Source organism: Bacillus sp. SD088, from assembly GCF_017355205.1.
Classification (GTDB): domain Bacteria; phylum Bacillota; class Bacilli; order Bacillales; family Bacillaceae_C; genus Lederbergia.
In genome coordinates, this window is sequence record NZ_JADIJK010000010.1 from 41,567 (window position 1) to 65,978 (window position 24,412).

Annotated in this window: 19 protein-coding genes; 6 read left to right on the top strand and 13 right to left on the bottom strand. The window is 37.7% G+C overall.

All coding sequences use genetic code 11. The features are described from left to right. Positions 1–310: 310 nt before the first annotated feature. The 9 genes from IPU53_RS10410 to IPU53_RS10450 form a co-directional block, all read right to left on the bottom strand. Positions 311–1,861 carry an NAD(P)H-hydrate dehydratase gene (locus IPU53_RS10410; protein WP_207450495.1) on the bottom strand — a complete coding sequence of 517 codons (1,551 nt, stop codon included), beginning with the start codon at positions 1,859–1,861 and terminating at the stop codon, positions 311–313. Between the two features lie 378 nt (positions 1,862–2,239). Further along, positions 2,240–3,529, bottom strand: coding sequence for a hypothetical protein (locus IPU53_RS10415; protein WP_207450497.1), 1,290 nt, complete (start codon positions 3,527–3,529; stop codon positions 2,240–2,242). A gap of 13 nt (positions 3,530–3,542) precedes the next feature. Then, positions 3,543–4,199, bottom strand: coding sequence for a rhamnogalacturonan acetylesterase (locus IPU53_RS10420; protein ID WP_207450499.1), 657 nt, complete (start codon positions 4,197–4,199; stop codon positions 3,543–3,545). 36 nt (positions 4,200–4,235) lie between these two features. Next, complete coding sequence (locus tag IPU53_RS10425; protein ID WP_207450501.1) at positions 4,236–6,746, bottom strand: glycosylhydrolase-like jelly roll fold domain-containing protein; 2,511 nt, start codon at positions 6,744–6,746, stop codon at positions 4,236–4,238. A gap of 734 nt (positions 6,747–7,480) precedes the next feature. Then, positions 7,481–8,788 (bottom strand): coiled-coil domain-containing protein, encoded by a 1,308-nt coding sequence (locus IPU53_RS10430; protein ID WP_207450503.1) that lies wholly within the window; start codon positions 8,786–8,788, stop codon positions 7,481–7,483. 501 nt (positions 8,789–9,289) lie between these two features. Continuing rightward, positions 9,290–9,982, bottom strand: a complete 693-nt coding sequence (locus IPU53_RS10435) for an OmpA family protein (RefSeq protein WP_207450505.1) — start codon at positions 9,980–9,982, stop codon at positions 9,290–9,292. Then, positions 9,972–11,810, bottom strand: a complete 1,839-nt coding sequence (locus tag IPU53_RS10440) for a MotA/TolQ/ExbB proton channel family protein (protein ID WP_207450507.1) — start codon at positions 11,808–11,810, stop codon at positions 9,972–9,974. The genes IPU53_RS10435 and IPU53_RS10440 overlap by 11 nt, the downstream gene beginning before the upstream one ends. A 423-nt stretch (positions 11,811–12,233) precedes the next feature. After that, positions 12,234–13,274 (bottom strand): YdcF family protein, encoded by a 1,041-nt coding sequence (locus tag IPU53_RS10445; RefSeq protein ID WP_207450509.1) that lies wholly within the window; start codon positions 13,272–13,274, stop codon positions 12,234–12,236. 97 nt (positions 13,275–13,371) lie between these two features. Further along, a complete protein-coding gene (locus IPU53_RS10450) occupies positions 13,372–13,956 on the bottom strand; it encodes a TetR/AcrR family transcriptional regulator (RefSeq protein ID WP_207450510.1) in 585 nt (194 codons plus the stop codon). Positions 13,957–14,120: 164 nt separating this feature from the next. On the opposite strand from IPU53_RS10450, the gene IPU53_RS10455 reads away from it, so the two are divergent. The 5 genes from IPU53_RS10455 to IPU53_RS10470 all read left to right on the top strand — a co-directional run bounded on the left by IPU53_RS10455 (position 14,121) and on the right by IPU53_RS10470 (position 18,039). Beyond that, on the top strand, positions 14,121–14,891 hold the full coding sequence (locus IPU53_RS10455; protein WP_207450511.1) for an SDR family NAD(P)-dependent oxidoreductase: 771 nt from the start codon (positions 14,121–14,123) through the stop codon (positions 14,889–14,891). A gap of 299 nt (positions 14,892–15,190) precedes the next feature. Next, positions 15,191–16,435, top strand: a complete 1,245-nt coding sequence (locus IPU53_RS10460; RefSeq protein ID WP_207450512.1) for an aminopeptidase — start codon at positions 15,191–15,193, stop codon at positions 16,433–16,435. Between the two features lie 383 nt (positions 16,436–16,818). Next, positions 16,819–17,037: a GyrI-like domain-containing protein gene (locus IPU53_RS24960; RefSeq protein WP_242698220.1), complete on the top strand. Its 219-nt coding sequence runs from the start codon at positions 16,819–16,821 to the stop codon at positions 17,035–17,037. Then, positions 17,034–17,324 (top strand): GyrI-like domain-containing protein, encoded by a 291-nt coding sequence (locus IPU53_RS24965; RefSeq protein ID WP_242698221.1) that lies wholly within the window; start codon positions 17,034–17,036, stop codon positions 17,322–17,324. The genes IPU53_RS24960 and IPU53_RS24965 overlap by 4 nt, the downstream gene beginning before the upstream one ends. A gap of 211 nt (positions 17,325–17,535) precedes the next feature. After that, positions 17,536–18,039, top strand: a complete 504-nt coding sequence (locus IPU53_RS10470) for a GNAT family N-acetyltransferase (RefSeq protein WP_207450513.1) — start codon at positions 17,536–17,538, stop codon at positions 18,037–18,039. A gap of 175 nt (positions 18,040–18,214) precedes the next feature. Here the strand turns inward: IPU53_RS10470 and IPU53_RS10475 are convergent, their stop codons facing one another. From IPU53_RS10475 to IPU53_RS10485, 3 genes are all read right to left on the bottom strand, one after another. Beyond that, positions 18,215–19,213, bottom strand: coding sequence for a zinc-binding dehydrogenase (locus tag IPU53_RS10475; RefSeq protein WP_207450514.1), 999 nt, complete (start codon positions 19,211–19,213; stop codon positions 18,215–18,217). 63 nt (positions 19,214–19,276) lie between these two features. Next, entirely contained in the window at positions 19,277–20,131 is an 855-nt protein-coding gene (locus IPU53_RS10480; RefSeq protein WP_207450516.1) for a DegV family protein, read from the bottom strand. A 417-nt stretch (positions 20,132–20,548) separates the two neighbouring features. Continuing rightward, a complete protein-coding gene (locus IPU53_RS10485; protein ID WP_207450518.1) occupies positions 20,549–21,424 on the bottom strand; it encodes a YitT family protein in 876 nt (291 codons plus the stop codon). Positions 21,425–21,754: 330 nt separating this feature from the next. Here IPU53_RS10485 and IPU53_RS10490 point away from each other — a divergent pair, with 330 nt between their 5' ends. Continuing rightward, positions 21,755–22,504 (top strand): phosphotransferase family protein, encoded by a 750-nt coding sequence (locus IPU53_RS10490; protein ID WP_207450520.1) that lies wholly within the window; start codon positions 21,755–21,757, stop codon positions 22,502–22,504. A gap of 24 nt (positions 22,505–22,528) precedes the next feature. Here the strand turns inward: IPU53_RS10490 and IPU53_RS10495 are convergent, their stop codons facing one another. Further along, a complete protein-coding gene (locus tag IPU53_RS10495) occupies positions 22,529–23,971 on the bottom strand; it encodes an HD domain-containing protein (protein ID WP_207450522.1) in 1,443 nt (480 codons plus the stop codon). Between the last annotated feature and the right edge of the window lie 441 nt (positions 23,972–24,412).

Below are 24,412 nucleotides of genomic sequence, written 5' to 3' on the forward strand. Positions count from 1 at the left end.
CTGCTCGAAACTGCGCCGCCTCGAACTTCTTGGTCCTTTTTATCCTCCTTTTTGAACACGCACCATAAGCAAAATAAATACCCTTCCGTCGCAGAGGACAAAAGGGCATAGGTAAACATAGACATAGAAATATCTATATACTCGTCCTTTTCGGCCTCTCGGGACCGGTTTAAAGGCTATATATTTGTTACATATAATAGCATGTTTAATCTTCTTTATCAACGGAAATTGTTTTTAAGTTTACCATTTTTTTCATAGAAGATCGTTTTTATGGAAGAACAGCTAGTTTTTTAAATAGAAGGTCTAGCCATTATGTCAGCTCGTTCAATTGCCTTCTCACACCTTCTAGCAGATCTGGCGGTGTTACTCCATAATGGGATAATGTTTTAGCTTGATCTTCCCCTGATTTGGCATGTAAATAAGTCGCTGTGATAATTGCTGATTCTGCTGTCACTGCTTGGGCTAAAAAGGAAGCAATCAGACCAGCCAAAACATCGCCGCTCCCACCCTTTCCAAGTGCATCATGCCCATGTGGATTTATATACATGTTCCCATCTGGTGTAGCAATGATTGTTCGATGACCTTTTAATACTAAGTACAGCTGTTTATCTCTAGCAAAGCTTTCCGCTATTTCCAGACGCTTCTCCTCAACATCTTTGATTGAACAGTTTAATAAATTCGCCATTTCCCCAGGATGTGGAGTGAAAATGACATCTCCTTTATACGTCCGGATCAAGTCCATTTGATTTCTAAGTAAAAATAATGCATCCGCATCGACGACAACCGATTGCCCTTGCAGTTCGTTAAAAAGATCCTCTAACCACTTTTCACCTTCAGAAAACCGGCTCATCCCCGGTCCAATCACAATTGTATCATATTGCGGTAATTTGCCTGCAAGTTGGGTCACTGCTTCGCAAGAAAAATGTCCGTCCTTTTCTGCTAATGGCAAATATAAAAATTCAGGATTCTGACTGGCGACAATCGCATAGATCGTTTCGGGAATCGCTAAAGATACCAAACCGGCACCACCGAAAAGTGCTGCCTTTGCCGCAAAGGTCGGTGCTCCTATAAAAGAACGTGAACCACCCAAAACAAGCACATGACCAAATGTCCCTTTATGCCCATCGATAGGCCGCTTCGGAAGGGAAGCTTGAATAAGTGATTCAGTTATCAGCTTAGGCATGTTTAAACCCAACTTTCGAACAACGGATGGAGGAACTGAAATATCAACCGTCTTCCAGTCTCCAATATAATGCGGACCAGCTTGTAAGAAAAAACCTTTTTTTGGAAAGACAAAACTAATTGTCTTAGTTGCCTGAATGGCGACTCCTTCTACACTCCCATCATCACTTGCAACACCTGATGGAATATCAACGGAAATAATCATTTTTTTATTGGCGTGTTGATTGACCATCTTGATAATTTGTGCCCATGGTTCTCTAACTGCACCTTTGATACCTGTGCCAAGTATAGCATCGACAATAATATCAGCCTCAGATATTTTATTTTGAAGCTTGTCTAAGTGTTCCCTTTCGATATGGAATATAGGAAAATCACGGTTCTTATACACATTCCAATGGACTTTGGCATCCCCACTTATTCGAGCTGGATCTACTAGTAGACAGACAATTGGTTTAAGTCCCAAATCAAAGAGCCTGCGAGCAATTACAAAACCATCGCCACCATTATTCCCACTTCCAATGAAAATCAGGATTCGCGGATTTGGCTGAGAAGTACTGGTTACTATTTCTTCAACCATTTTAGCTCCAGCATTTTCCATCAGCACAGCCCCAGGCAAGCCAATTTTTTCTATTGTATATTGATCCATAGCTTGCATTTCCTTCTGACCTGCTACATACATTTTCCATCCCTCCTAAACTTATAGGGGATATTTCACTTTTTTGCAGAACTTCTATCCTATATTGAACAAGATTATCATCTACGAATGGAGAGTCTGCTAGGCCCGTTGATTTCCGTTCCAAGCGGACGCTTTCCGGGGGACAGCTCATGATGCCTTCGCGGAAAGCGAGCAACTGTAGTGGAAATCAACCACACACTATCATGGTAGAGATTCTTTACCAAAACATTCTTTTTTGAAAAGGTTCAATAAAGCCTAGATTCCCAGTACGCTTTTGGTTATTCTGCGGATTGACAAGTGAAACTCCGAGTGTCGATAAACAGCAGATCACTTCCTCTCCTGTTCTCAGATATAACTTTCTATCAGAAAGATCCTTTGAATTTAATCATACTCTCCTCCTGGATATAGTGTCACGGAATATAACCTTTTTTCTTGAGATCGTCCCCCTCTTTTACCTTGAAATAAAGAAATGGGCTTACTTGCATACATATAAGCGTTCTGGTCATTGTAGATGATTATATTTTCATACCCGCTCCCAAATAAGTCCGCATGTACGACATAGCCATCTTCTGGAAATTGTAGGACGGGGTTCATATACCCATCGTATAAAGTGGGGTTTACTCCCCCACCCCTTCTATAAGCTAAAATATAATCTAAAAGATGATCATCCCAATTTCTCATTGTTTCAATGATGGTGAGCCAGCCTTTTGTTTTACGATCCTCTTTCCAAATTTCTTTTCCATTTGCATCTAATAAAAACAAACCATCCTTTCCATTGTCATTACCGCGAACAATGCGATCAAGTCCAGCAATTTGTAATCCGGGAAGGTCGTCTCGAAATTTTCCTAAGCTGACATGTTGGGATTCAATTGATCCTTCATATCGCCATAGCTCTGTTCCATAATGGTCATACATCACAGTCACACTGCCACCAATAACAATTTGATAATGATCGGATAAATCGGGATTTACTTTGCCTATCCATATACAATCCGCATGATCTTCTAAATTTGCACAAGACCATAACTTTTCCCCGTCAGCGCTTAAAAAATCATAGCCTGCCATTACTTCATCCCGACCATCTCCATCAAAATCAAAAACCCAAGGAAAATGCCCGACATTCCCCTTATACGTCCAAAGCATTTGGAAATCTTGATCCATTGCCCACATTTGCTTATAACGGTCTTTTAAAATAATATCTTGTGGAAAATCTCCCCCTGTTAAATTCGCGATCATGATACAATCATGAGCATATTCAGACGGTAAATCGTACACTTTCTTGATCTTTCCAGTCAAGCCTTCTATAATATGAAACTTCTTATCCATGACACATAGTACTTCATTATGGCCATCTCCATCAATATCATAGATTTGCACGGGGTAATCAGAACCGGGGCCACCAGGATGAGCATCTGGCTTTCCCCTTTGCCATAATATCCGTCCTTCTAAATCAAATGCAGTCATTGATTGAATTTGATGAGGGATATAGCGATCATCAACCCCTCCATCTGGTTGAACCATTAATAAATCCATCCTGCCATCGCCTGTTAAATCACCTACATACATCTTTGTATTTTTCCCAGCAGCAGAGATATCAAGTTTTCCAAGTAAAATAGGTTGAAGAAGCAAGTTATTGTTTTTTAGTGGCTGGGTCTCCTGTTCTAAACTCATATAAAAGCCTCCTTTATTTCACGTAATGAGAAAGTTCAATGGTTAACCCTTTTATTCCTTCACTTACTAATCTCGCCATCTCATTAGCCCCTTTTTCAGTAAAATGGGTACAATCTGTTTCATTGACTGAAATCATAAAAAACGGAAAAACTTGATCATAGCTTAAGGAAGAGAAATAATGGATGCTTTCCTTCATTAGATCAATCAACATCACATTATATTCCTCAGCCACTTCTTTCATCGCATTGCAATAGTCACCAAAGTCCTCAAGAAACTCTCCATTTACATAATGTAGTCGTCCCACAGGGGTAATCAGTATAGGAATAGTCTTTTTCTCTTGAGCTACTTTTATATATTGCTTCAAATACTGTTTATAATCATCATAAGGCTCTGTATAACGTTCAGGACGAGTTTTCGTAGAATCGTTATGCCCCATTTGGATGAACAGATAATCTCCCTCTTTCATCTTCTGCTCTATTCTTTCTAATCTTCCTTCTGTTATAAACGTTTTAGAACTCCTACCTCCAATTGCATGATTAAAAAAATGTACATTATCCATAAAATAATTAGCGATATATTGTCCCCAACCTGCTTGAGGAGAACTACTAGAATCATAACTTTGAACAGTTGAATCCCCTGCCAAGTAAACATTAATTTTCTTATTCTCCATACATGACACTCCTCGTGTAACATTTCATTGTCTCTCTTAGCTATTTGCTTTACGAAGATGTTGCCCATCTTTCCTCTCTTGATTGAATGGCTTTATTTCAATTTCCAATTCAACCGGTCCAATCAGACCTGATCTTAACGAAACTTGATCCATCTGATTCGCCATACTATTAGTTACTTCCACTCGGATAATATTGCGCCCTTTCTTTACAAAACTCGGATTTAGATTAAATGTATAGGGTGCCCACATTTCCACTCCTATTTCCTTTTCGTTGAGGAATAATTTAGCAATTTCATGTACCTCCCCTAAATCAACCGTAAGTTGTTCGATGGAAGCTATTTCATCAAGATGGAAGCTATTTTCATACGTAAGAGTTCCCGAGAAAAATGCCATTCCCTCCCAATCATTCCAGGGCCGTAGGACACCATCCTTTAAGGGGAGCAGTCTATGATCGACTTTCCATGCTTCCGTTAAAGTTAATTTCTTTCTCTGTGGTTCAAATGCTTCCTCTATTTCTATAAGCGGCTCTTGATTAGGATCAACGCAATAGACAATCGAGGATCTGCGTGAAAGAGTAATCGGTAACATCCCATCTTCGTACACAGGACATTCCTCTATCGTAGACTTCCATGGATCCCATCTTTCTACCTTTCCCTCTTCCTTCAAACAAATTTGTCCTTGATAATCCTCTTCTCCTTCATTGACAAGCAAATAGAAAATAAGCTGAGCTTTCCTTACCTTACTTAGCCGTATCGATGAGTCACTAGGAATCAAATGAAACTCATTGCGATACGACGACGGAATCGCTTCCAAAACATCTGATGGTTTGCGAATATAAGTAGCTTGCAGATTAGATGGCCTGCTGTTTTTCTCATGCCAAACAATTACTTGACCACCTCCAGTGATAAATGTCTCTAATGCATGGATAATGGACTTTTCTAATTGATGATCTGCCTCGATAACAACAACTTCATACTTTTGATTGGCAATTCGTATCGCTCCATCCTCAATCTTACAGAAGGATTGTAAAAGGGATTCTTCCAAATAATTAAATTCAATTTGATTCTCATACAATGGTTTAACAATTTTCCAAGGGAGAAAATCTTCTTCACTTAGAACCGCAATGGTTGTTTCATTTGTACTATCGGTCATAAGCCAGCTTAAACTCTTCATATATTGCGCAAATTGTTTATAATACGGCCACCAGCTATTATTCGGTCCGACATCAGGTGGCCTTTCATGACTTCGTCTCTTCCCATCAATCGAATAATAGAAAGCATGGGGGCATAATAGATTCACTCCTCTTACTAATAACCAATCCATATACCATTTCATATCACCTGGACTTAGAGCCCAATCACTTTCTTTACTACATACCCCTAGAAATTCATTGAGGTTTCGGCGTCTGCCACGATGTCTAGCAGCATCTGCAGAACATTTTCCCGCTGTAGAATGGTGCCCGCCTATTGCTTTTCCATCTTCAGGAGCCACCCAGCGCCACACCACATCTTGCCCAGGTATTTGAAAATGCTCTAATAACCCAATATCATCACTAGCTGCCGGATGACCAGTTAAGGCAATATTATGATCATGACACCACTTGCTAATCGGATGATAGTAAGATTCTGTCATTTTCGCATTCACGGTTTTTCGATAATTTTTTCTGACGAGAGCTGTTCTTTCACCAGCCTCAAACCATAGTAAAGGCAAGTCAGTTTCCATATTTCCATTTTTTTTATAAAATTCTAGGAAGTTAACTGTCCATGGCTTTAATCCACGTAATGAACCTCTTCCTAATATATCGGGTTCATCAGTAAACATTGCAATAATTGTGTGACCAAAATATTGTTTTAGTCTTTCATAATACGTATCATGTGTTAGCTGAATAAATTTCTTCACTGCATCTGGATTTAATAAATCGGTAGAGGCTGGCGCATTTGCTTCTCTATCATCTTCTCCAAAATGAATGCCACGAATTGTCCCGCGAGAAAATAGTTCAACGAAAACTAAAATCGACCAATTTTCATCTTTTGGGCAAGTAATTTGGACTTTGTCATTTTTTACCTCAAGCAACTGAGTTTCATAATCATAAATTACAGACTCTGATTGTTTTTTTATTGCTTGCACAGAAACAACGTTTTCATTTTTTTCTAAATCTAAAATAATTTCATTAATCCCAGTAACACATGGATACTCGGTCATTTTCAAACCACGACTTGCATACTCAGGATTATCTCTGACAACCTTTCCATTTGCCGATCCTGAAGGGTACATCGCTTCATCATACAAAATAACAGACATATCTAATTGTTCTGCTTCTTGCACGGCGACTTCTACAAAGTTCATAAATTGATCAGATAAGTATTCTATCTCGATTGGGATTCCAATTCTTGGATGTAAAACAAACCCATTTACTCCTTTTTCATGAAAATCATGAATTTGCCGACGAATCTCCTCATTTGAGAGACGATCATTCCAAAACCAAAACGGAATAGGCGTAAATTCTTCCGAAGGATGAAGAAACTGCTCCTGAATCGAAGTGTTCATTGTTCACAACTCCTTATGATTTTAGCTCTTTTTATAGCTTAGGAAATTATAAAATTGTTGCTTGTGGGTAACTAGCTAATGTCGCGGTCGACATCCAGCTCCAGCGCCTAGCCCCGAGAGGCTCGCAGGATGCGAGTCCATCGGCGAAGACATGCGGAAGTTGTGTCCTTAGCCGATGTTCCACGAAATAACCCTGAAAAAAAGCCTCTTAATAGGTTCAGGAACATTTGCTTGTCGGAGGCCAACAGGATGTAGGTCAGAACAGCCTTACGACGTACAGGATGTACTACTGCAGACCAAACGCTAGGACGGTGCTGTTTCAGTCTGCCGCCAGGACGGCGCGAATTTAGCCTTTCTTCTAGTTCAAGGCACTTGCGCTTTTGTATAAGTTCAAATATTCCTTATTGTACGCTTATACAAAAAAACATAGAACGAGTTTTCTACCTTATTGTAAAACAAGAGAAGACAAAATTCAGTAAAAAATTTAAATTATCTTAATTTTCCCGCCCCATATTTCTCTCCTTATCTTCTAACTAATCTGTACAAGGTGTTTTACTAAGGATGGATAGAATAATAGAATCACTATCCCATACTCTGATAAAGGCAACTTTTAATCAGATAAAGTCTTACTGCCCCTTCTCACTCGAAAAATCTATTATAAAATATAACGTCAAAAAACAGGTTCCAAAGCGATTAAATACCACTTTAGAACCTGCCATAGTAAAACTCTCTAATTATTCAACTACACGTCGTACAACACCTTTAAAAGCACCCTTCCAATAGGTATTGCTCATAGAATCAATCGATACACCATGGGAGGTATTATCATTAAGGAATGTGCCGTTCCCTAAATAGATCCCAACATGTCCATTAGTTTTGTATGTATCAAAGAAAACAAGATCGCCTCTCTTCATTTCAGAAGCACTTACGGCTCTTCCATTATTAACAAGTTGATCTGTTGACCATCCAAGATTTACCCCGGCTGATGCATATGCCCAATGAACAAACGCCGAACAATCGAATACTCTATTTTGGATATCAGCAGTTGTGCGACCTCCTCCCCATTTATAAGGAGAGTTTCCAACAATTGATGATCCTACACTTATCGCCGTTTCAATCGCCCCTACCCCTTGCTTAGACACAGGAGTCGTTGATTTAGCAGTCTTCTTCTCTTCTTTCACTGCGGTCGTCGATGTCGTTGTCGCTTTACTTTCATTACTCTTTTCTGATGTTGATTCTTTCTTTTCTGATGTTGTTTCTTTCTCTTCAGAAGATGATTCTTCCTTTTCAGCTTCTTTAGCAATTTGCTTTTCTGCTTCTGCTTTCAGTTTCTTTTCTCTTTCCTTATCTAACCACTCTGCTTTTTGATTCTCTAAATCACTTAAATCAGCATTTGCGCTATTTTGTTCTTGTTTTGCTGAAGCCAACATGCTCTTCTTATCATTCATTTGATATGTAAGATCTTCCTTTAATCCTTCAATTTCTTTAAGTTCTTTTTGAATCTTGTCTAATTTATCGTTTAACTTTGCTTCCGAATCTTCCAATGTTTTGATGTCTTCTTTTTGTTGATCCAGAATACTTTTATCAGCATCAACGATCTTAGCCAAAGTAACAGTTCGATCAACAAAATCTCCAAAGCTTTCGGCATTTAAAAGGACGTCTATATACGATGTAACGCCATTACCACTTTGCTGAATGGAACGCGCTCGCTTTTCGAGCATTTTATAACGCGCTTCAATTTTTTTCTTCACGTCCGCAATTTCTTTCTCTAATGCTTTTACCTCATCTTTGGTCTTTGCAACATCTTTCTCATTAGCCTTAATTTTGGCATTTGTCTCATTTACTTTAGCATCCAGCTTCTCCACGAGTGCTTTCATTTCCGCTTCACGTTGCTGTAAAGCTGAAATTTCTTCCTTTTTCATCTCAATCTTTTGATCTAGCTCTTCGTTCGCAAACACAGCCGAACTAGAAAAAGTAGAAAATAATACACTTGCCCCGATGATAGACGTCAAACCAACAGATAGTAGTTTCCTTTTTTTCATTTTTCTCCCCTAAACTCCCTTATATTTTTCTTTTTTAATAGACTAAAAGATTATTCGTTTATAATTATGTATGACGGACTTTCTTTTCAAGAAAATCCTAACTCAATAGTTGTATTTTACTAGTGCAAAAGTGACAGCACATAAGATTTGACTTCATTATAACATCATCTTTCGACAAATAGGGATTTTTTCCATTACATTTATATTTCAAATTCATTACATTGTTGTCGAATAGGTTTATAAATCTAGTAAAGAACAAAAGCGCAAGCGCCCGTTTAGCGACGTACAAACTTTTTAGGGTTCTGACGAGATAAAGGAAACACCATGAGCTTGGAAAGCGAATGGATGTTGACTTATCGTAGGAAGAAACCGAAAGTTTGCTAGTCGCTGGGCGCTGGAGCTGGATGTCAAGCCGCAACGTAAACAGTTATCCACAGGCCAAGAATTTTATAGTTTTCTAAAGCACAAAAAAACATGAGAATTTTCTCATGTTTTTTTGTGCTAATTACCTAAAAGTTCTCTTGTTTTATTTAAGATTTCTTCATCCTTCAATCGAAACTTAAATTCTACTCGTCGTGATTCGTCTGCACTATATTCTCCCTGCTCGTTTGTTCGAAAGTCTGTATATGACTTGCTGTTAACGGTTAATTTATTTTCTAATTGCTTCTGAATTTCTTTATAGGGAAAATCCTCACTTAAAATATAATCCGCCACACTATAGGATCGATCCTGTGCTAATCGTAAATTATATAAATAGCTACCATCTCGATCGGTATGTCCCTCAATAATAATCTCAGCCACATAATCTTCATAACCGCTCTTCAATAGCACGTCTAAATATTTGGGAACAAATTCATCTAAAAATTCTAAGGAAGCTGGCTTTAATTCCGACTGATCATAAGGAAAGAGAATCTCTGTATTGAAGATCATCGCTCCTGTTTTTTCATCAACCTCAATTCCTGCTGCGGAATCCTGAAATTCTGTTTTTAATTCATCCACCAATTGAGAACGAACTCCCATGATTTGATCAATCGTTTGTTTCATTTCTTTAATTTGCAATGATTTAATAACCATCATAATGATAAAAATAAGCATAAAACATAATAAAATCGTTGTTAGAAGATCTGTAAAAGAAGGCCAAAAATGAGAATCATCTTGCTCATTTTTAAAGAGACGCATATACTTAGTAGTCATTACGGCTCAATCCCATCCCACTATTTACACGAACGGTTTCCTGTTCAATACGATTAATAGAATTCATCTGCCGATTGAACGTATGAAACTCCTGCCCAAGCTCCTGTAATAATTGCTGGATCGAACGAAAACTATTTTGTTGAATGTCTTCTGATCCTCTACGGATTTCCGTGAATTCTTTCCTCATTCCATTTGTTGTTAATTCAATTGAATCTCCAATATTTCGCGCAACCTGGTCTAATTTCCCCCCAAGTGTTCCCTCTAGACTGGATACATAGTTTGAGAGCGTTTCTTTTAGTAGGTCCACTCCTGTATCCAATTGTTGCTCTCGCTGTTGGAATGACTGGTTCATTTTCGATAGAACAGCATTCATTTCGGTGATCACCTGATTATTTTTCATGCCCATTTGTTCATATGTTCGAGAAGCCTTCAGCACATTCTGTTCAAAAGTTGCTGATTGTGTGGAATGATCTTTTAAATGGTCACTAAATGTTCGATTGAAATCCTCGAGCTCGCGAAAACGATCTGACAGTAAATGTTTATATTCATTTTGAGTTTGATTAATGACTTCTAGAGCTTTGGGCAAGTGAACAATCGAATTGCCAAGTTGATCAAATTCTTGTGACAGTTTGCTTAAATGAGTAGTAATCCCTGCTAACTTACCCGTCACATCAGTTCCAAAGACTTGTTTAAATTCCTGATTATGCTCTCCCATCTTCCTTACTAATTCATCACTCTTTTGCATCATTTTATCAACTGTATGGCGGATCGTGCCTTGTTCTTCTACAAGGGCGCTTGTAAAATCTTTAAGCTCATCAACCGATTCTCCATATCGACCAAGTGTTTGAATCTGTACATTCGAAGTTTCCTGCATTTTTTCATAGGTTTTTTCAAAGGCGGTTGCCAATCGCTCATTTCTTCTATCCGCTTTTTTAAAATAGGCAAATAAAGCTGCAAAATTTTTATTCAGCTCTGTTGTCCCTTCACGAAATCCCTCCGTAATCAGCTTCATTTGCTGAAACAGCTCTTGAAAATCCTGCAAATTATTCGAAAGACCTTCATTAAAAGCCGCTAAGTCCTTTGCTGATTGTTGTAAACCTGTTGTATATTCTTGAAAACCTGTGAAAGCTTTTTCCATATTTTGCAGAGATTGTTGATTGGTTTGCTGCAGACTTATAATCGATTGGTTGATAGTTTCCGAGACTTGAATAAGGCGGGTCATTCCATTTTGCTCATGCCCCTCCAAATGACTTTCAACCATTAACATGATATCTGTTAACATATATTCTGTATTGAAGAATTTCACTAGTAATGTCATCAACAGTGAGAAGCTCATCCCGACAATACTTGTGTAAAAAGCCACATCAATTCCCGATAACACTCCTGTAACATTTTCAACGAGCTGATCTTCAGCCGTTTGAATACTTCCTAAAGAGATCGTTAGTCCAATAAATGTTCCCAGCACACCAAGAAGTATAAAAACCGATACCGTCATTTGCACGATTTTAATAAGCCCAATAACGGGTATATTCCACAATCGCCAGCTTGAAAAACGTTCTTGTACGAACGTTTCTGCCTTAATTGTATCTACCTCTTGCCTCTTTTCGAACTGTTCCTTAAAAGTTCGCAGGGGTTCCATGTCCAAATTATTTGTTTCTTTTAGATGATTACGTATTCTTCTTAGCTTCATATACAAGGAAATATGAATCCCTATGGCCAAAATAAATATAATAAACAAAGCCATGAATATTAGTTCGATGATGGGATTGGCTAACATCGCCTCTGCCTTTTCCGCGGTCGTAAACAATTCCAAAATGGCTTGAATCATTCCTTTTCCACACCCTTTCAAAACAAAATGGAAGAGGAAACACTGATCATATCGTCAGACATTTTCCCCCTTGTCCTTTATTGCTATTCAGAATATGGATGATTCATGAGTAAAAATTAAAGGAAATCAGTCATGGAGTATGTCCCCGAAGTCGAAAATTTGCCAAAAGGCCTCCTTGTCGCGGGCATCGCTTTAACCTTCAACCTGTAAAGTCTTTAGCTGATGCTATTCCCACTAACGTCTCGTCATTTTGCGATTTTCTTAGCATTTACTCATAAAAAAAGAAGGAGAATCCTCCACTCTTTTTCGTTGTTGAAGACTTATTCTCTAGCCCCCCTTTCAGTAGAAAATGTTTTTAGGCTGGACATGGTTAATCGAGTGGTACGGAAAGCAAGATATAAACCATGAAAATTTTATATTATTCTAATAAACGAATAACCAGCTGACAATAGATAATAGTATCGATACGGTCATAATACCGATAACCACGACTAAATGTTGTTTGTGTTTTAGTGATATAATTGCTAGGTATTCTCTAACCATGGCGTTTGGCCAATAGTAAAGGGCGGTTTTTGCTCCAATTCCTTGGCTATCTAATCCAACCTTCCGAGCATAAATACCAGCGCGGAAAAGGTGGAAATTATTAGTTGTAAAAATACTATTATACGATTCATTCGGGCTCAATTGGTCTAATAGCTCTTTAGAAAACTTCATATTTTGATACGTATTAATAGAACGACTTTCTTGAATAGTATCTTTTGCCGGAATACCGTGCTGAATAGCATACTGTTGCATAGCTTCAGCCTCTGGAAGGCTTTCGTCAGCACCTCGGCCCCCAGATAGAATAATCTTCGGTGGAGTAGTTTTTGTTTTCTGCTTATTATAGAATTCTATTGCTTTATCAATCCTGCTAGCTAATAGGGGTGGAACTTTATCCTTTATTAAGCCGCTTCCAAGAACAATAATAAAATCCTGTCTATATTTTGGCCGATTAAATTGATATAACGTATATGCGGTAAAGAAGTTTAACAAATTAAGAAAGAAATAAAGCACGACTAAGGACACTCCACCAAATAGCGGTTGTAAATGATCGGAAACATATTGAGAAGGATTCAATTGCCGAATGATTAAGATGAATATAATTCCAAATGCCGTAATCATTGTTAACGAATTAGCTAGCCTTCTCCCTTCCTTCCTTATAAGAACTCGAGCATTTATAAAAAGTCCGACAATTAACGCAATTACACCGAATGGGATGATAATAACTAAGGTGATAATCGGAATAACAATTAAGAATTTTAATGCTTGAAGATCCGTCCGAGTTGCATACACCGAACAGAGCAGCAAGAAGGAAATAATAAAAACATTAAATAATAAACCATTAATTATTCTCCTCGGCTCTCTTAAATACGAATACACAAACAATAGAAAAAGAAGAACGGTAACAACACCTATCCAAACCATAATTTCACCTCTTTGTATTTCTTGTTGAATGTAATTGTTTATTGTAATACCAGCCTAGACTATGTATACACTTATATAAATTTACAAATCGAATTTGTTAATTCTTTACTTGGAAAACCTCAGTCTTTATAAGCATCAATTCAATAATCTGCTCGGACATATAATAGGAGGACGGAGAAAAGCCATCTTCAATCCACCGAATAACGAGACCTGCGATTCCATGCGATCGATAGATATATAACCATTTTGGATCAAGTTGTGTTTCTTCCTTTATTTCATATTGATATCCCTCAATAAACAATTCCTCAATCGCTTTTGCCATTTGATATCGAAAATCCACCTGGAGATGATCGCTTAATAACATATTAAATAATTGGGCGTTTTTTTCAAAGTAATGAAAAAAGGTAAGATCTTTTGCTTGCAGTTCCTTCATATTCACTCTTTTTAATTCTTTATAAGGTTGACGTATTTCCTTGATCATTTCATGAAGGGTTTCCTGAATTATTTCCTGTAATAAGTTTTCTTTTGTTTCAAAATGCGAATAAAAGGTGCCACGATTATAGCCTGCTGTTCTCACAATTTCTGTTATCGTGATTTGGTCAAAAGGTTTCTGGGCTAACAGCTGAATAAATATTTCTTTTAAAGCTTTTTTTGAACGCTGTATTCGTTTATCAATCATCATTTTCCCCTCTGTTCTCCTTTTATAATAAAGAGTATTATTTCAACATTTTTCTATACAAATATATATCTTTTGTATGTTACTGTACACTTTCAGGTTATTGATGATTGAAATAGGAGAACCTTTAATCATATAGTGAAAATATAAAGAGTGAAGGAGGAAGATTTATGACATTTCCAGTACTAGAAGGAAAAGTAGCAATTGTAACAGGCGGAGCCATGGGGATGGGCGAGGCTACAGCCAAGCTTTTCGCAGAAGCAAAAGCAAAGGTTGTGATTGCAGATTTTAATGATGAAAAGGGAAATGAAGTAACAGCAGCAATCAATGCTAGCGGAGGAGAAGCAGCTTTTATAAAAACAGATATCTCGAAATCTGAGCAAGTACAAGCCATGGTTCAATTTGCCGTTGATACTTTTGGCAAATTGGATGTTGCAGTAAATAATGCAGCTTTAACTCCAGATGACAAGCCCGTAGCTGAGTTTGATGAAGATTACTGGAATCGACTTATTTCCGTAGATCTGACTGGGACAGCCCTTTGTATGAAATATGAATTACAACAACTGTTAAAACAGGATAATGGTGGTTCGATTATCAATATTTCCTCTGTTAGTGGATTTCGTCCCCAACCTAATAACATTGCTTATGTAGCAGCAAAGCATGGCGTTGTGGGGATGACGAAAGTAGCTGCAATGGAGTATGGTTCAAAAAACATTCGCATCAATTCCGTAGCTCCTGGTGCAATCGATACACCAATGCTACGCGGAGCCTTGGATCAATTTGGTTTCACAGAGGAAGAATATGCACCACAATTAAGTCTATTGAACCGGTTTGGACAACCGAAAGAAATTGCACAAGCAAGTCTATGGCTAGCGTCTGATGACTCTTCTTATATCACTGGAACAACGATTCATGCTGATGCTGGTTATACTTCACGGTGAACCAATTGGGGGTTTGACTCTTAGGTGATCCCCACTTACCATTTATTCTCCACAACTATAAAATGGTACTCTAATAATCCCGGATCAAGTTCAATTGATACGGGATTATTTGTTTGTTCTCTTTTAATGACAAGCAAGGGAGTATATTTACGGAAAAAAGTAGAGTATAATATCAGATGGTTATATAGATACCTTTATTAAGACAATCACGTATTTCCACTATCTATGCCGTGTTGTAATCGCTTAAAAAGCGTCAAGCAAACATTTCTAGCTTTCACTAATAATTGGAGGTTTTTAAAATGACTTTACCAAATTTCGAGGAAAACTTGCAGAAATACGCAAGACTATTAGTTGCAAAAGGAATTAATGTCCAGTCTGGAGATTGGGTGAAAATGACGATTACAGTCGACCAGGCACCATTAGCCCGTCTTATTACAAAGGAATCCTATCAATTAGGAGCTGAAAAGGTAATTATCAAATGGTCTGATGATGAAATAAGCCAATTGCATTACTTACATCAACCCGTTGAAGTGCTTACCAACATACCTGATTACGAAATTCAGGAATCTGAAGACCATGTGTTGAACCATCGTGTAAGTCGATTATCAATTGTTTCAAGTGATCCGGGCTTATTAAATGAGGTTGATCCTACAAAAGTTGCGACTTACCAAAATGTAGCTGGTAAAGCCTTCAAAGCTCAACGCATCGCTACGCAAAATGATGATGTAAAATGGACAGTGGCTGCAGCTGCTGGCGCTGGTTGGGCAGCACATGTTTTTCCTGACTTATCTACTTCTGAAGAACAAGTAGATGCCCTCTGGGATCAAATTTTTAAAACTTGCCGCGTTTACGAGGACAACCCTACTGCTGCTTGGGAAGAACATAAAAAGACATTGAATGAAAAGGCCGCGATATTAAATGAAATTCAATTTGATGCTCTCCATTATACAGCACCTGGAACAGATTTAACTTTGGGCTTACCTAAAAACCATATTTGGGCTAGTGCTGAAAGCTATAACCCCAAGGGTGAAGATTTTATCGCCAATATGCCGACGGAAGAAGTATTCACTGCTCCTGATACTCACCGCATGGATGGGGTCGTTCGTAGCACGAAGCCTCTAAGTTATGCTGGTACCCTTATCGAAGGCATAGAGGTTCATTTTAAAGATGGAAAAATTGTTGATATTTCTGCTGAAAAGGGTGATGAGGCGATTAAAAAGCTTGTTGATGATAATGAAGGAGCGACAGGCTTAGGTGAAGTGGCCTTAGTTCCAGATCCATCACCTATTTCTCAATCAAATATTATATTTTTCAACACCTTATTTGATGAAAATGCATCAAATCACCTAGCGATCGGTTCGGCGTATCCAACCACTATTCAAGGCGGGACGAAAATGAGCCAAGAAGAATTATTAGAACATGGTATGAACACTTCCGATGTTCATGTTGACTTCATGATCGGCTCTGACAAAATGGATATTGACGGCATCAAGCAAGATGGTACGATTGTTCCTATCTTTCGAAATGGAGACTGGGCAATTTAAAGAACAAAAGCGCAAGCGCCTTGATCAGCCCCGACAAGCAAATGTTCCTGAACCTAGGAAGGGGCTTTTTCCCTTCATAGGTTCAGGGTTATTTTGCAGAACATCGGCTAAGTTCGCGCCGTCCTGGCGCAACGCCGATGGACTCGCATCCTGCGAGCCTCTCGGGGCTAGGCGCTGGATGCCCAAGCCGTTTAGGGTTGTATAAACTTTCTTAATAGGGATGAACGGCTAAAAACGTGCCATCCTGGCGGCAGACTCAAACGCGAAGTCCTGTCGCTTCGTCTGCACTCGTACATCCTGCACCCCGCTTCCTGCGGCAAATGTTCTGAGAGAAAACTGTTAAAAGAAATTGATGGCCCTTTAGGGGAAAGGGAGGAAATAATTTGAGTTATGAAATTATAACGTTACCCGCCTATCGAACAGTAGGATTAAAATGGGAGGGAACATTCTCTGAAATTGTACCAAATTTAAAAAATGTCATTCAACAAGTTGAAGACCACGCCAATGAGATAGAGGATAAGGTGAATCCTACTGTTCAATTAGGTCTATCTTATCATGTAATTGAAAATGGATTCGCACATTATGCAGTATATTTTAAGTGAGTGAGGAGCAGAAAATACCTGATGGGATGATTGAAATATGGGTTCCTGAATGGACTTATGTGAAGACGACACATAACAGAGGAGAAGATATACAAATGACCTATACGGATTTACATCACTGGTTATTTGATAGTGACTATACCGCATTTAGAAAATCTGGTGTAAATTACTATGATCCTTATATGCCAATTAAACATGAGCATTATCCAGTTGACCGTGATCCAAGTGATCCTCATTTTGATATTTATATTCCAATTGTAAAAAAACAACGTTTTCTTATTGAATAAAAAGAGACATTAGTCGATTAAGAATTAAACAACTATAAGGAGCCCTACTACAATAAGATGGAGAAAACCTCGTATCTTTAAAACAAAATTAAATAATTTTATTACAACTAAAAACAAATGACAATTTTATCGTTTACTAAACCAGAACAAAACGCCGTTCTAACCTGCTTCATGCGGGACTGCAATAAGTAATTTAAAGATGGAGAAAAACATGGAGTTTAGAAAAACAACAATAGAAGATATCAATCAGATTATGTCCATTTTCAAACAGGCCAAACAATATTTTAAAGACAATCATATTGATCAGTGGCAAAATAATTATCCCAATATCCAAACCATCAAAGATGATATGCAAAATGAATATAGCTATGTTTTATTAAAAGACGGCACCCCTGTCGCCACTGCCGCAATTTCCTTCGATGGAGAAAAAACCTATAAAGAAATTTATAATGGTAAGTGGTTGAGTCATGGGGAGTATGCTGTTATCCATAGACTTGCAGTAGATCAACAACACAAAGGGCTAGGGATATCATCTGAGATTATGAAAATTATAGAAAAGATGTGTGTTGAGAGAGGAATCAACAATATTAAAATCGATACACATGAACAAAATTTGCCTATGCAAAAGCTCCTGCAAAAAAATGATTTCACATATTGTGGTGTTATTTTTTTAGAAGATGGAAACAAACGGATTGCTTTTGAGAAGATAATTTAAAGATGGGAATGGGGAGTGGTTCTCCCCCTCTCCCCATTATAATAATTGAAAAGCTAACTTCTTAGCGCTGTCCAAATCAAATGAAACATACCTCGTCAATGTTCCTCGACTTCCTGAAATAGCAATTTACAACCTTAAATGCAGTAGCACCTTAAACATATCTGCCACTTACTATCTAATTCAAATCAATAGAAAAGCCGATCTTGCCTAATTGTCCCGCTGATTCGATTCGCTTGAATCCTTGAGCAAACTGTTGCAGTGGATAGACTTGATCGATGACAGGTCTAATTTTATGCTCTTGGATAAATTGCAACATTTCCTTATATTCCTCAGCACTTCCCATTGTGGAGCCTAGGAGATTATATTGTCCATAGAAGAAATCGCGTATATTTATTTGCACATCATCCCCAGCTGAGGCACCAAATGTAACGATCGTTCCTCCGGGACGTAGTTGATTGAGTGACTTATTAAATGTCGCAGCACCAATACTTTCAATGACGAGGTCCATTTTTTCTCCAGCAAGTTCTTGCTCCCAATCTTCCTGACTAGCGATTGCTTTGTCTGCCCCTAATTCTATCGCTTTCTCACGCTTTTCTTTTGAGCGTGATGTCACATATACTTCCGCTCCAACCGCTTTTGCAAATTGCAATAAAAACGTCGCTACGCCGCTTCCAATTCCTGGAACAAGAATTTTCATGTTTGGCTGTATCTGCCCTCTTGTAAATAGCGCTCGATACGCTGTAAGGGCTGCAAGGGATAATACTCCAGCTTCTTCCCAAGTCAAATATGCTGGTTTCTGTGCGACATTAGCTGCTGGCACAATAATCTGTTCTGCGAACGTGCCATGGAAAGGAAACCCGACAATTTCAAAATTTTGTGGCGGTACCGCACTATTTTTCTCCCAGCCTAAACCGGGATTAATCATCACTTCATCGCCAACCTTCACGGTTGAAACACCATCCCCAACAGCATCCACAATTCCTGCGCCGTCTGAACCAATAATTAACGGAGGATCATTGGGCTGATGGCGATGAAGGACAAATAAATCACGATGATTAAGCCCAGCCGTTTTTAATTTTACTCTGATTTCTCCAGCCCCTGGCTCCTCCTCTTTCATTTCCCGATAGGAGAGGCCTTTAAAGCCTGTTTCTCCTTCATGTACAACTGCCTTCATGTATTCTCACTCCATTTATAAAAATTTTTCCAACTCTTGTAACAATGATTAGATTCTAACATTCTATTTATTTGTGACGAACAATATGCCGAGTGTATTAGGGCCACAATGGGATGAAATCGTGCACCCAGCCCGTGTCACTAGAATTTCTTTAAATTCCGCCACTTCTTCGATGGTCTCTTTTACCGTAGCAATATGTTCTGGAGAAGTACCAGAGTGAGTGATAAAAACCCGATCAAGCTTTACATCTGATCGCCTATTAAGTCTATCCATTGTGTAGCGCCTTAAGGTTTTTGGCAAAGCTCCCCGATATTTTTTCCCTACATCCATGTTTCCGCTTGCAGGATTCACTTCAATACAAGGTTTTATATTTAAGAGATTAGCACTAAAAGCAGCAATAGCGGAGCATCTTCCTCCCTCATGTAAATAGGTAAGTTTATCAATTACAAAGCTTGCCTCTACTTTCGACTTTAGATGATTCATCTCTTCGGATATTTCCACAGCAGTCCTCCCTTGAGCAATACGATCAGCTGCTTCAATCACGAGCAAACCCATTCCTGTTGAGAGATTGCCTGAATCAACGGGATAGACGCTTCCAAGCTCTTCTGCTGCAATACAGGCATTTTGATAGGATGAAGAAATGCCTGAACCCAAACTAATATGGACTACATCATATCCTTGGTCTGTCCATTGTTTAAAATAATCGATATATTCCTGGGGATTGGGAGCTGATGTTTTCGGCAAAATACGTTGCCTTTCAAAGGTTTCATAAATATCGTCTGGGCTGATATTCACTCCATCCTCATATTGTTTGTCCCCTAAATTAATGTGAAGGGGTTGGCAGTGAACGTCATATCGTTCTTTCAATCTATCATCCAAATCACAAGTACTATCTGCACTTAATATTATCTTCTTCAATATTTTCTACCTCACTTATCATGACAGCATAGTTTTGAAAAAAAGAAGGGAAGTTATCCCTTCTTTTTACTAATAAGTCTAGTTGTAGCAAAAGTAATGGCCAATGCGATTAAAGGAATGACAAGAGGTGAGAGTACATCTACACTTCCAAACTCAACCTGAGAATTAACAGGAGTCTGATCCCAAGATAGGTTGGGGGTGTACATAAATGTTAGTAACATACCTGATAATATTTGCAAGATGACCAGGAACAACAGAAAAACCCTACAAACACTAACGATTTTTGCAAGCTCATACCTCCTTTCGCAACCATTCATCCCATTCATAACGTCCTGCTGATTACTAATAAGTTTATCATATATCTGCTCTTAATAAAGCGATATCTCATCCACCACTAATTCAGATAGAATTGCTGACTTAATGAACATTACGCTTTTTAAAGCTTCCACCTTTAACCTCTGCAACATCATATACTGTAACAAAGGCATGTTTGTCAATTTCATAAATAATTTCTTTCATCTTACTATCTTCTAGCCTGTTGATAATACAAGTAATTTCCTTGAATTGCTCATTTGTATATCCACCCTCGACAACATTATAGGTTGCGGATCGACCTAAACGGTCTCGTATGGTTTCAACCATTAACTCAGGTTGAGTTGTGATTATTTTAAAGGTTTTAGACCCACTTAACCCTTCTTCAACAGTATGAATCACCTTAGAAGCAATAAAATAAGCAATCCCCGACATGAAAGCTCCCTTTAGACCAAAAACGGTAGAAACAATTATGAACACAAATAAATTCAAGAACAAGATCAAGTCACTGGTTCCAAATGGTAATTTTCGAGCAAGTAAAACGGCTAACATATCAATGCCATCCAATGCCCCACCATTTCGCAATGCTAACCCCATTCCAAAACCAATGATAATCCCACCAATTACCGTGACTAACAATGTATCTCCTTGAATAATTGTCGGTATATGATGCATAAGACTAGTGCTAATAGCTAGGGAAGCAATGCCAATCACTGAATAAATAGCAAAGCTCCTACCAATTTGCTTATATCCTAAAAAAATGAAGGGAAGATTTAGTATGGCAATAAGAAGTCCTAGTGGTAGTCCAATTAATTGTGAACCAACGATACTCAGACCTGTTACACCACCGTCTGATACATTATTCGGAATTAAGATTGATTCTAGCCCATACGCTGTTATAAATGCGCCAAGAATGACTGCTATTCCTCGCAATACTTTTTTGAGCCTAGTCGTTCCTTTTTTCTTCGCTATTGTATTCATTTCATTCCTCTTTTCAAATCGCTTAATTACATTTTTTTATTTTATTACCAAAAATAACAAAAACGCAAGTATAAAAACTTTGTCAATCTGAATGGTATTTATAGTTTTAGCTTAGAGAAAAGAATGTATTCTGAACAAGACCTTTCCACTAATTTGTAACTACTTTTGATACAATAGTGGGAAAGAAAGTCAGGGAATAGATTTCTTTCTATACTATATTTTTGATGGTTGGCCCCCGAAATGAAGTTAATTCAAGAAAAAAGAGGATGGCTGAGCACATCGCCATCCCTGTTAAGCTGGTTATTCAATTATATTTAGGAGTGGATTCAAATGGATTTAGGCACTCCAATTGCCACAGGCAATACAGCAAAAATCTATCTTTGTGAGAATAAAATTGTGAAAGTTTTTAAAGATTTTTTACCATCTACTGAAGCTTTATATGAAGCAAATAAGCAAAAATACGCTTATTCCTGTGGTCTTTCGGTTCCAAAAATAGTAGATGTCACCAAAATAAATGGTAAACAAGCTATCGTCATGGAATATGTGGAAGGTAAGACACTAGGTGAACGTCTATTTGAAAATGAGGATCGTGCTGAATATTTCATGAACCTCTCCGTTGATGTGCAACAAAAAATTCATGCGACTATCGCGGATTCATTGGAACCTATGTCTGAAAAATTAATCCGCCAGATCAAAGCATGCGATCTGTTGAATATACGCCATAAGTCCATGCTTATTAATAAATTAGCTGCAATAAAATATGAGAAAAGACTTTGTCATGGAGATTTCCATTTATATAACTTAATTCACTTAAATGATGATGTAGTAATTATTGATTGGGTTGATTCCAGTGCTGGTGATATACGCGCTGACATCTGTCGGACGTATATCTTATACTCTCAAGCCTATCCAAAATTAGCTGAAATGTACCTGCATCTTTATTGTAGGCGAAGCGGGTTATCAAAAAATGAAATTTTCCAATGGGCCCCTATCATTGCAGGGGCAAGACTCTCAGAGAATGTGTCATCCGAAAATGCCCAACGTCTTTTAAAGATCGTATATCGCTACTGTTTCGTTTAATGTATATAGCTGAAACCTAGATGGCTATTGAATTTTTAATAATTCACTAATTTCCTTAAATGCTTTAGAAGTCTGAGCATGATTTAACCACTCAGAGCTAACCATCTCTTCATTTGTTGTGAGTATTTCGACTATATCCATATCATTGACAGTCGTATTTATAGGCATCCATGTTCCATTAACCCTTGCGCTAGACATTCTTTTTGCTAATCGAGGATTTAATGAAAAGGCAAAATCAATAATGGTGGAGCCTTCCGGTAATGAAATCACATCCATTTTAGGCGTATAAACTGTTATTTCTTTTTGAAAAAGTTCAAAAGAGATTAATCCTTCAAATTCAATCGGAGTAGTTGTGATTGCTTTTACCGTATCAATGGACTCGCCTAATAAATTTTTACTTAAACCTCTGATCTCTTTCTTTGTTAAATTATTCTCTAACAAAGCAAATACGCCAGCATCACTTATGTTCCGGTCTTTCTCAGATTGAATAATAAAATTCACCTCGACATTATTGATATGCACTTTTGTATTTATTTGCCTTAAAAATGGTGATACCTCGATGGAGATATGATCTATCATTTGATGTACCAAGGGTTTATACAACTTATGAATGATTCCTAAAGCAGCGTAACAGTCGATTGTTGAACTGGTCACCACCTTTATAAAAAACAAATTAGATAGATCATGTTCCTCTTGTAATAAGGAGTATGATTTATACAAAGGCACTTTCGTCCATTCGAGATCAACGATGAGTGCTCCTCCTTCTTTCTTTAGTTCTCTTGAACAATTATTATATATCTTTCCAAAAATGTTAGCGTAATTATTAATTAATGTTTGTGTGCTTTGACACATAGGCGGATCTAAATAACCAAAGCCAATTTCCTCTAGCTCTTCTTGGAGTTTGTATAATCCCAATCTTTCAGCAAGGGGAGCGAAAAAGATTAAGGTTTCATTCGCATAAGGAACCTTCTTTTCAACCCTTTTTACAGCGAGTGTTCTCATATTATGCAATCGATCCGCAATTTTTACAGCTGCCACTCTGATGTCCTCTATAGAAGCAGAAAGCAATTTCTCTGTGTTGATTGCTTGATATTCCAGCTTTTTAAACGTTCCTTTTTCTACCTTAGTCAAGCCATCTACGATGTTTGACACTTGTTTACCGAACTTTCGATCAATTTCAGAGATGGGTACAGGCGTATCTTCCACAACATCATGGAGTAAGGCCGAAATTAAAGTGATGATATCGGCATTATAGTCCAAAAGAATTTCACATACCGCGATCGGATGAGTGATATAAGGTTCACCCGTAGCCCTCTTTTGTCCATCATGTGCTTCTTCAGCAAAATCAAGCGCTACTTTTAAACGTTCCATTTCTTCCTTTGAAAGATAATGACTCTTTTTCATTAATCCTTCTTTTACATCGTTCACCACGGTTTCCCCACCCTTTTTGAGTATTATAACACTCACGGAGAAATTTCCTATAACTATTTTTTATTCAATCCAGTTAAAAGGAATCAATAATTATTTTTCATACCACTATTTTTTACAACTAAGCTATATCTCAAAGTATAAATACACACCTCAACCAACTCCCCCACAAACAACACCATACTCCTGAAAAATTGAAGTATGGTGTAGCCTCTATAAGTTCTCAATATAAAGTACAATGTGCGGTATATAGTAAAATAAAACCATTAAACATAAAACAGAGATTATAAATCCCCTTACTTTTTTTATCTTTAACTGTACAAAATTAGATATTATTACAAGTACGTTAAAGAGGGCAATATCCGTAAACCGAACTTCTTATACCTTTATATTTAAGAATTATTTAATAAAGGTTTTAGATTTTTATAAGATATTATGTTTAATGTATAAGTTGTAAGCATTTCAAATTGAAAAGAAAAG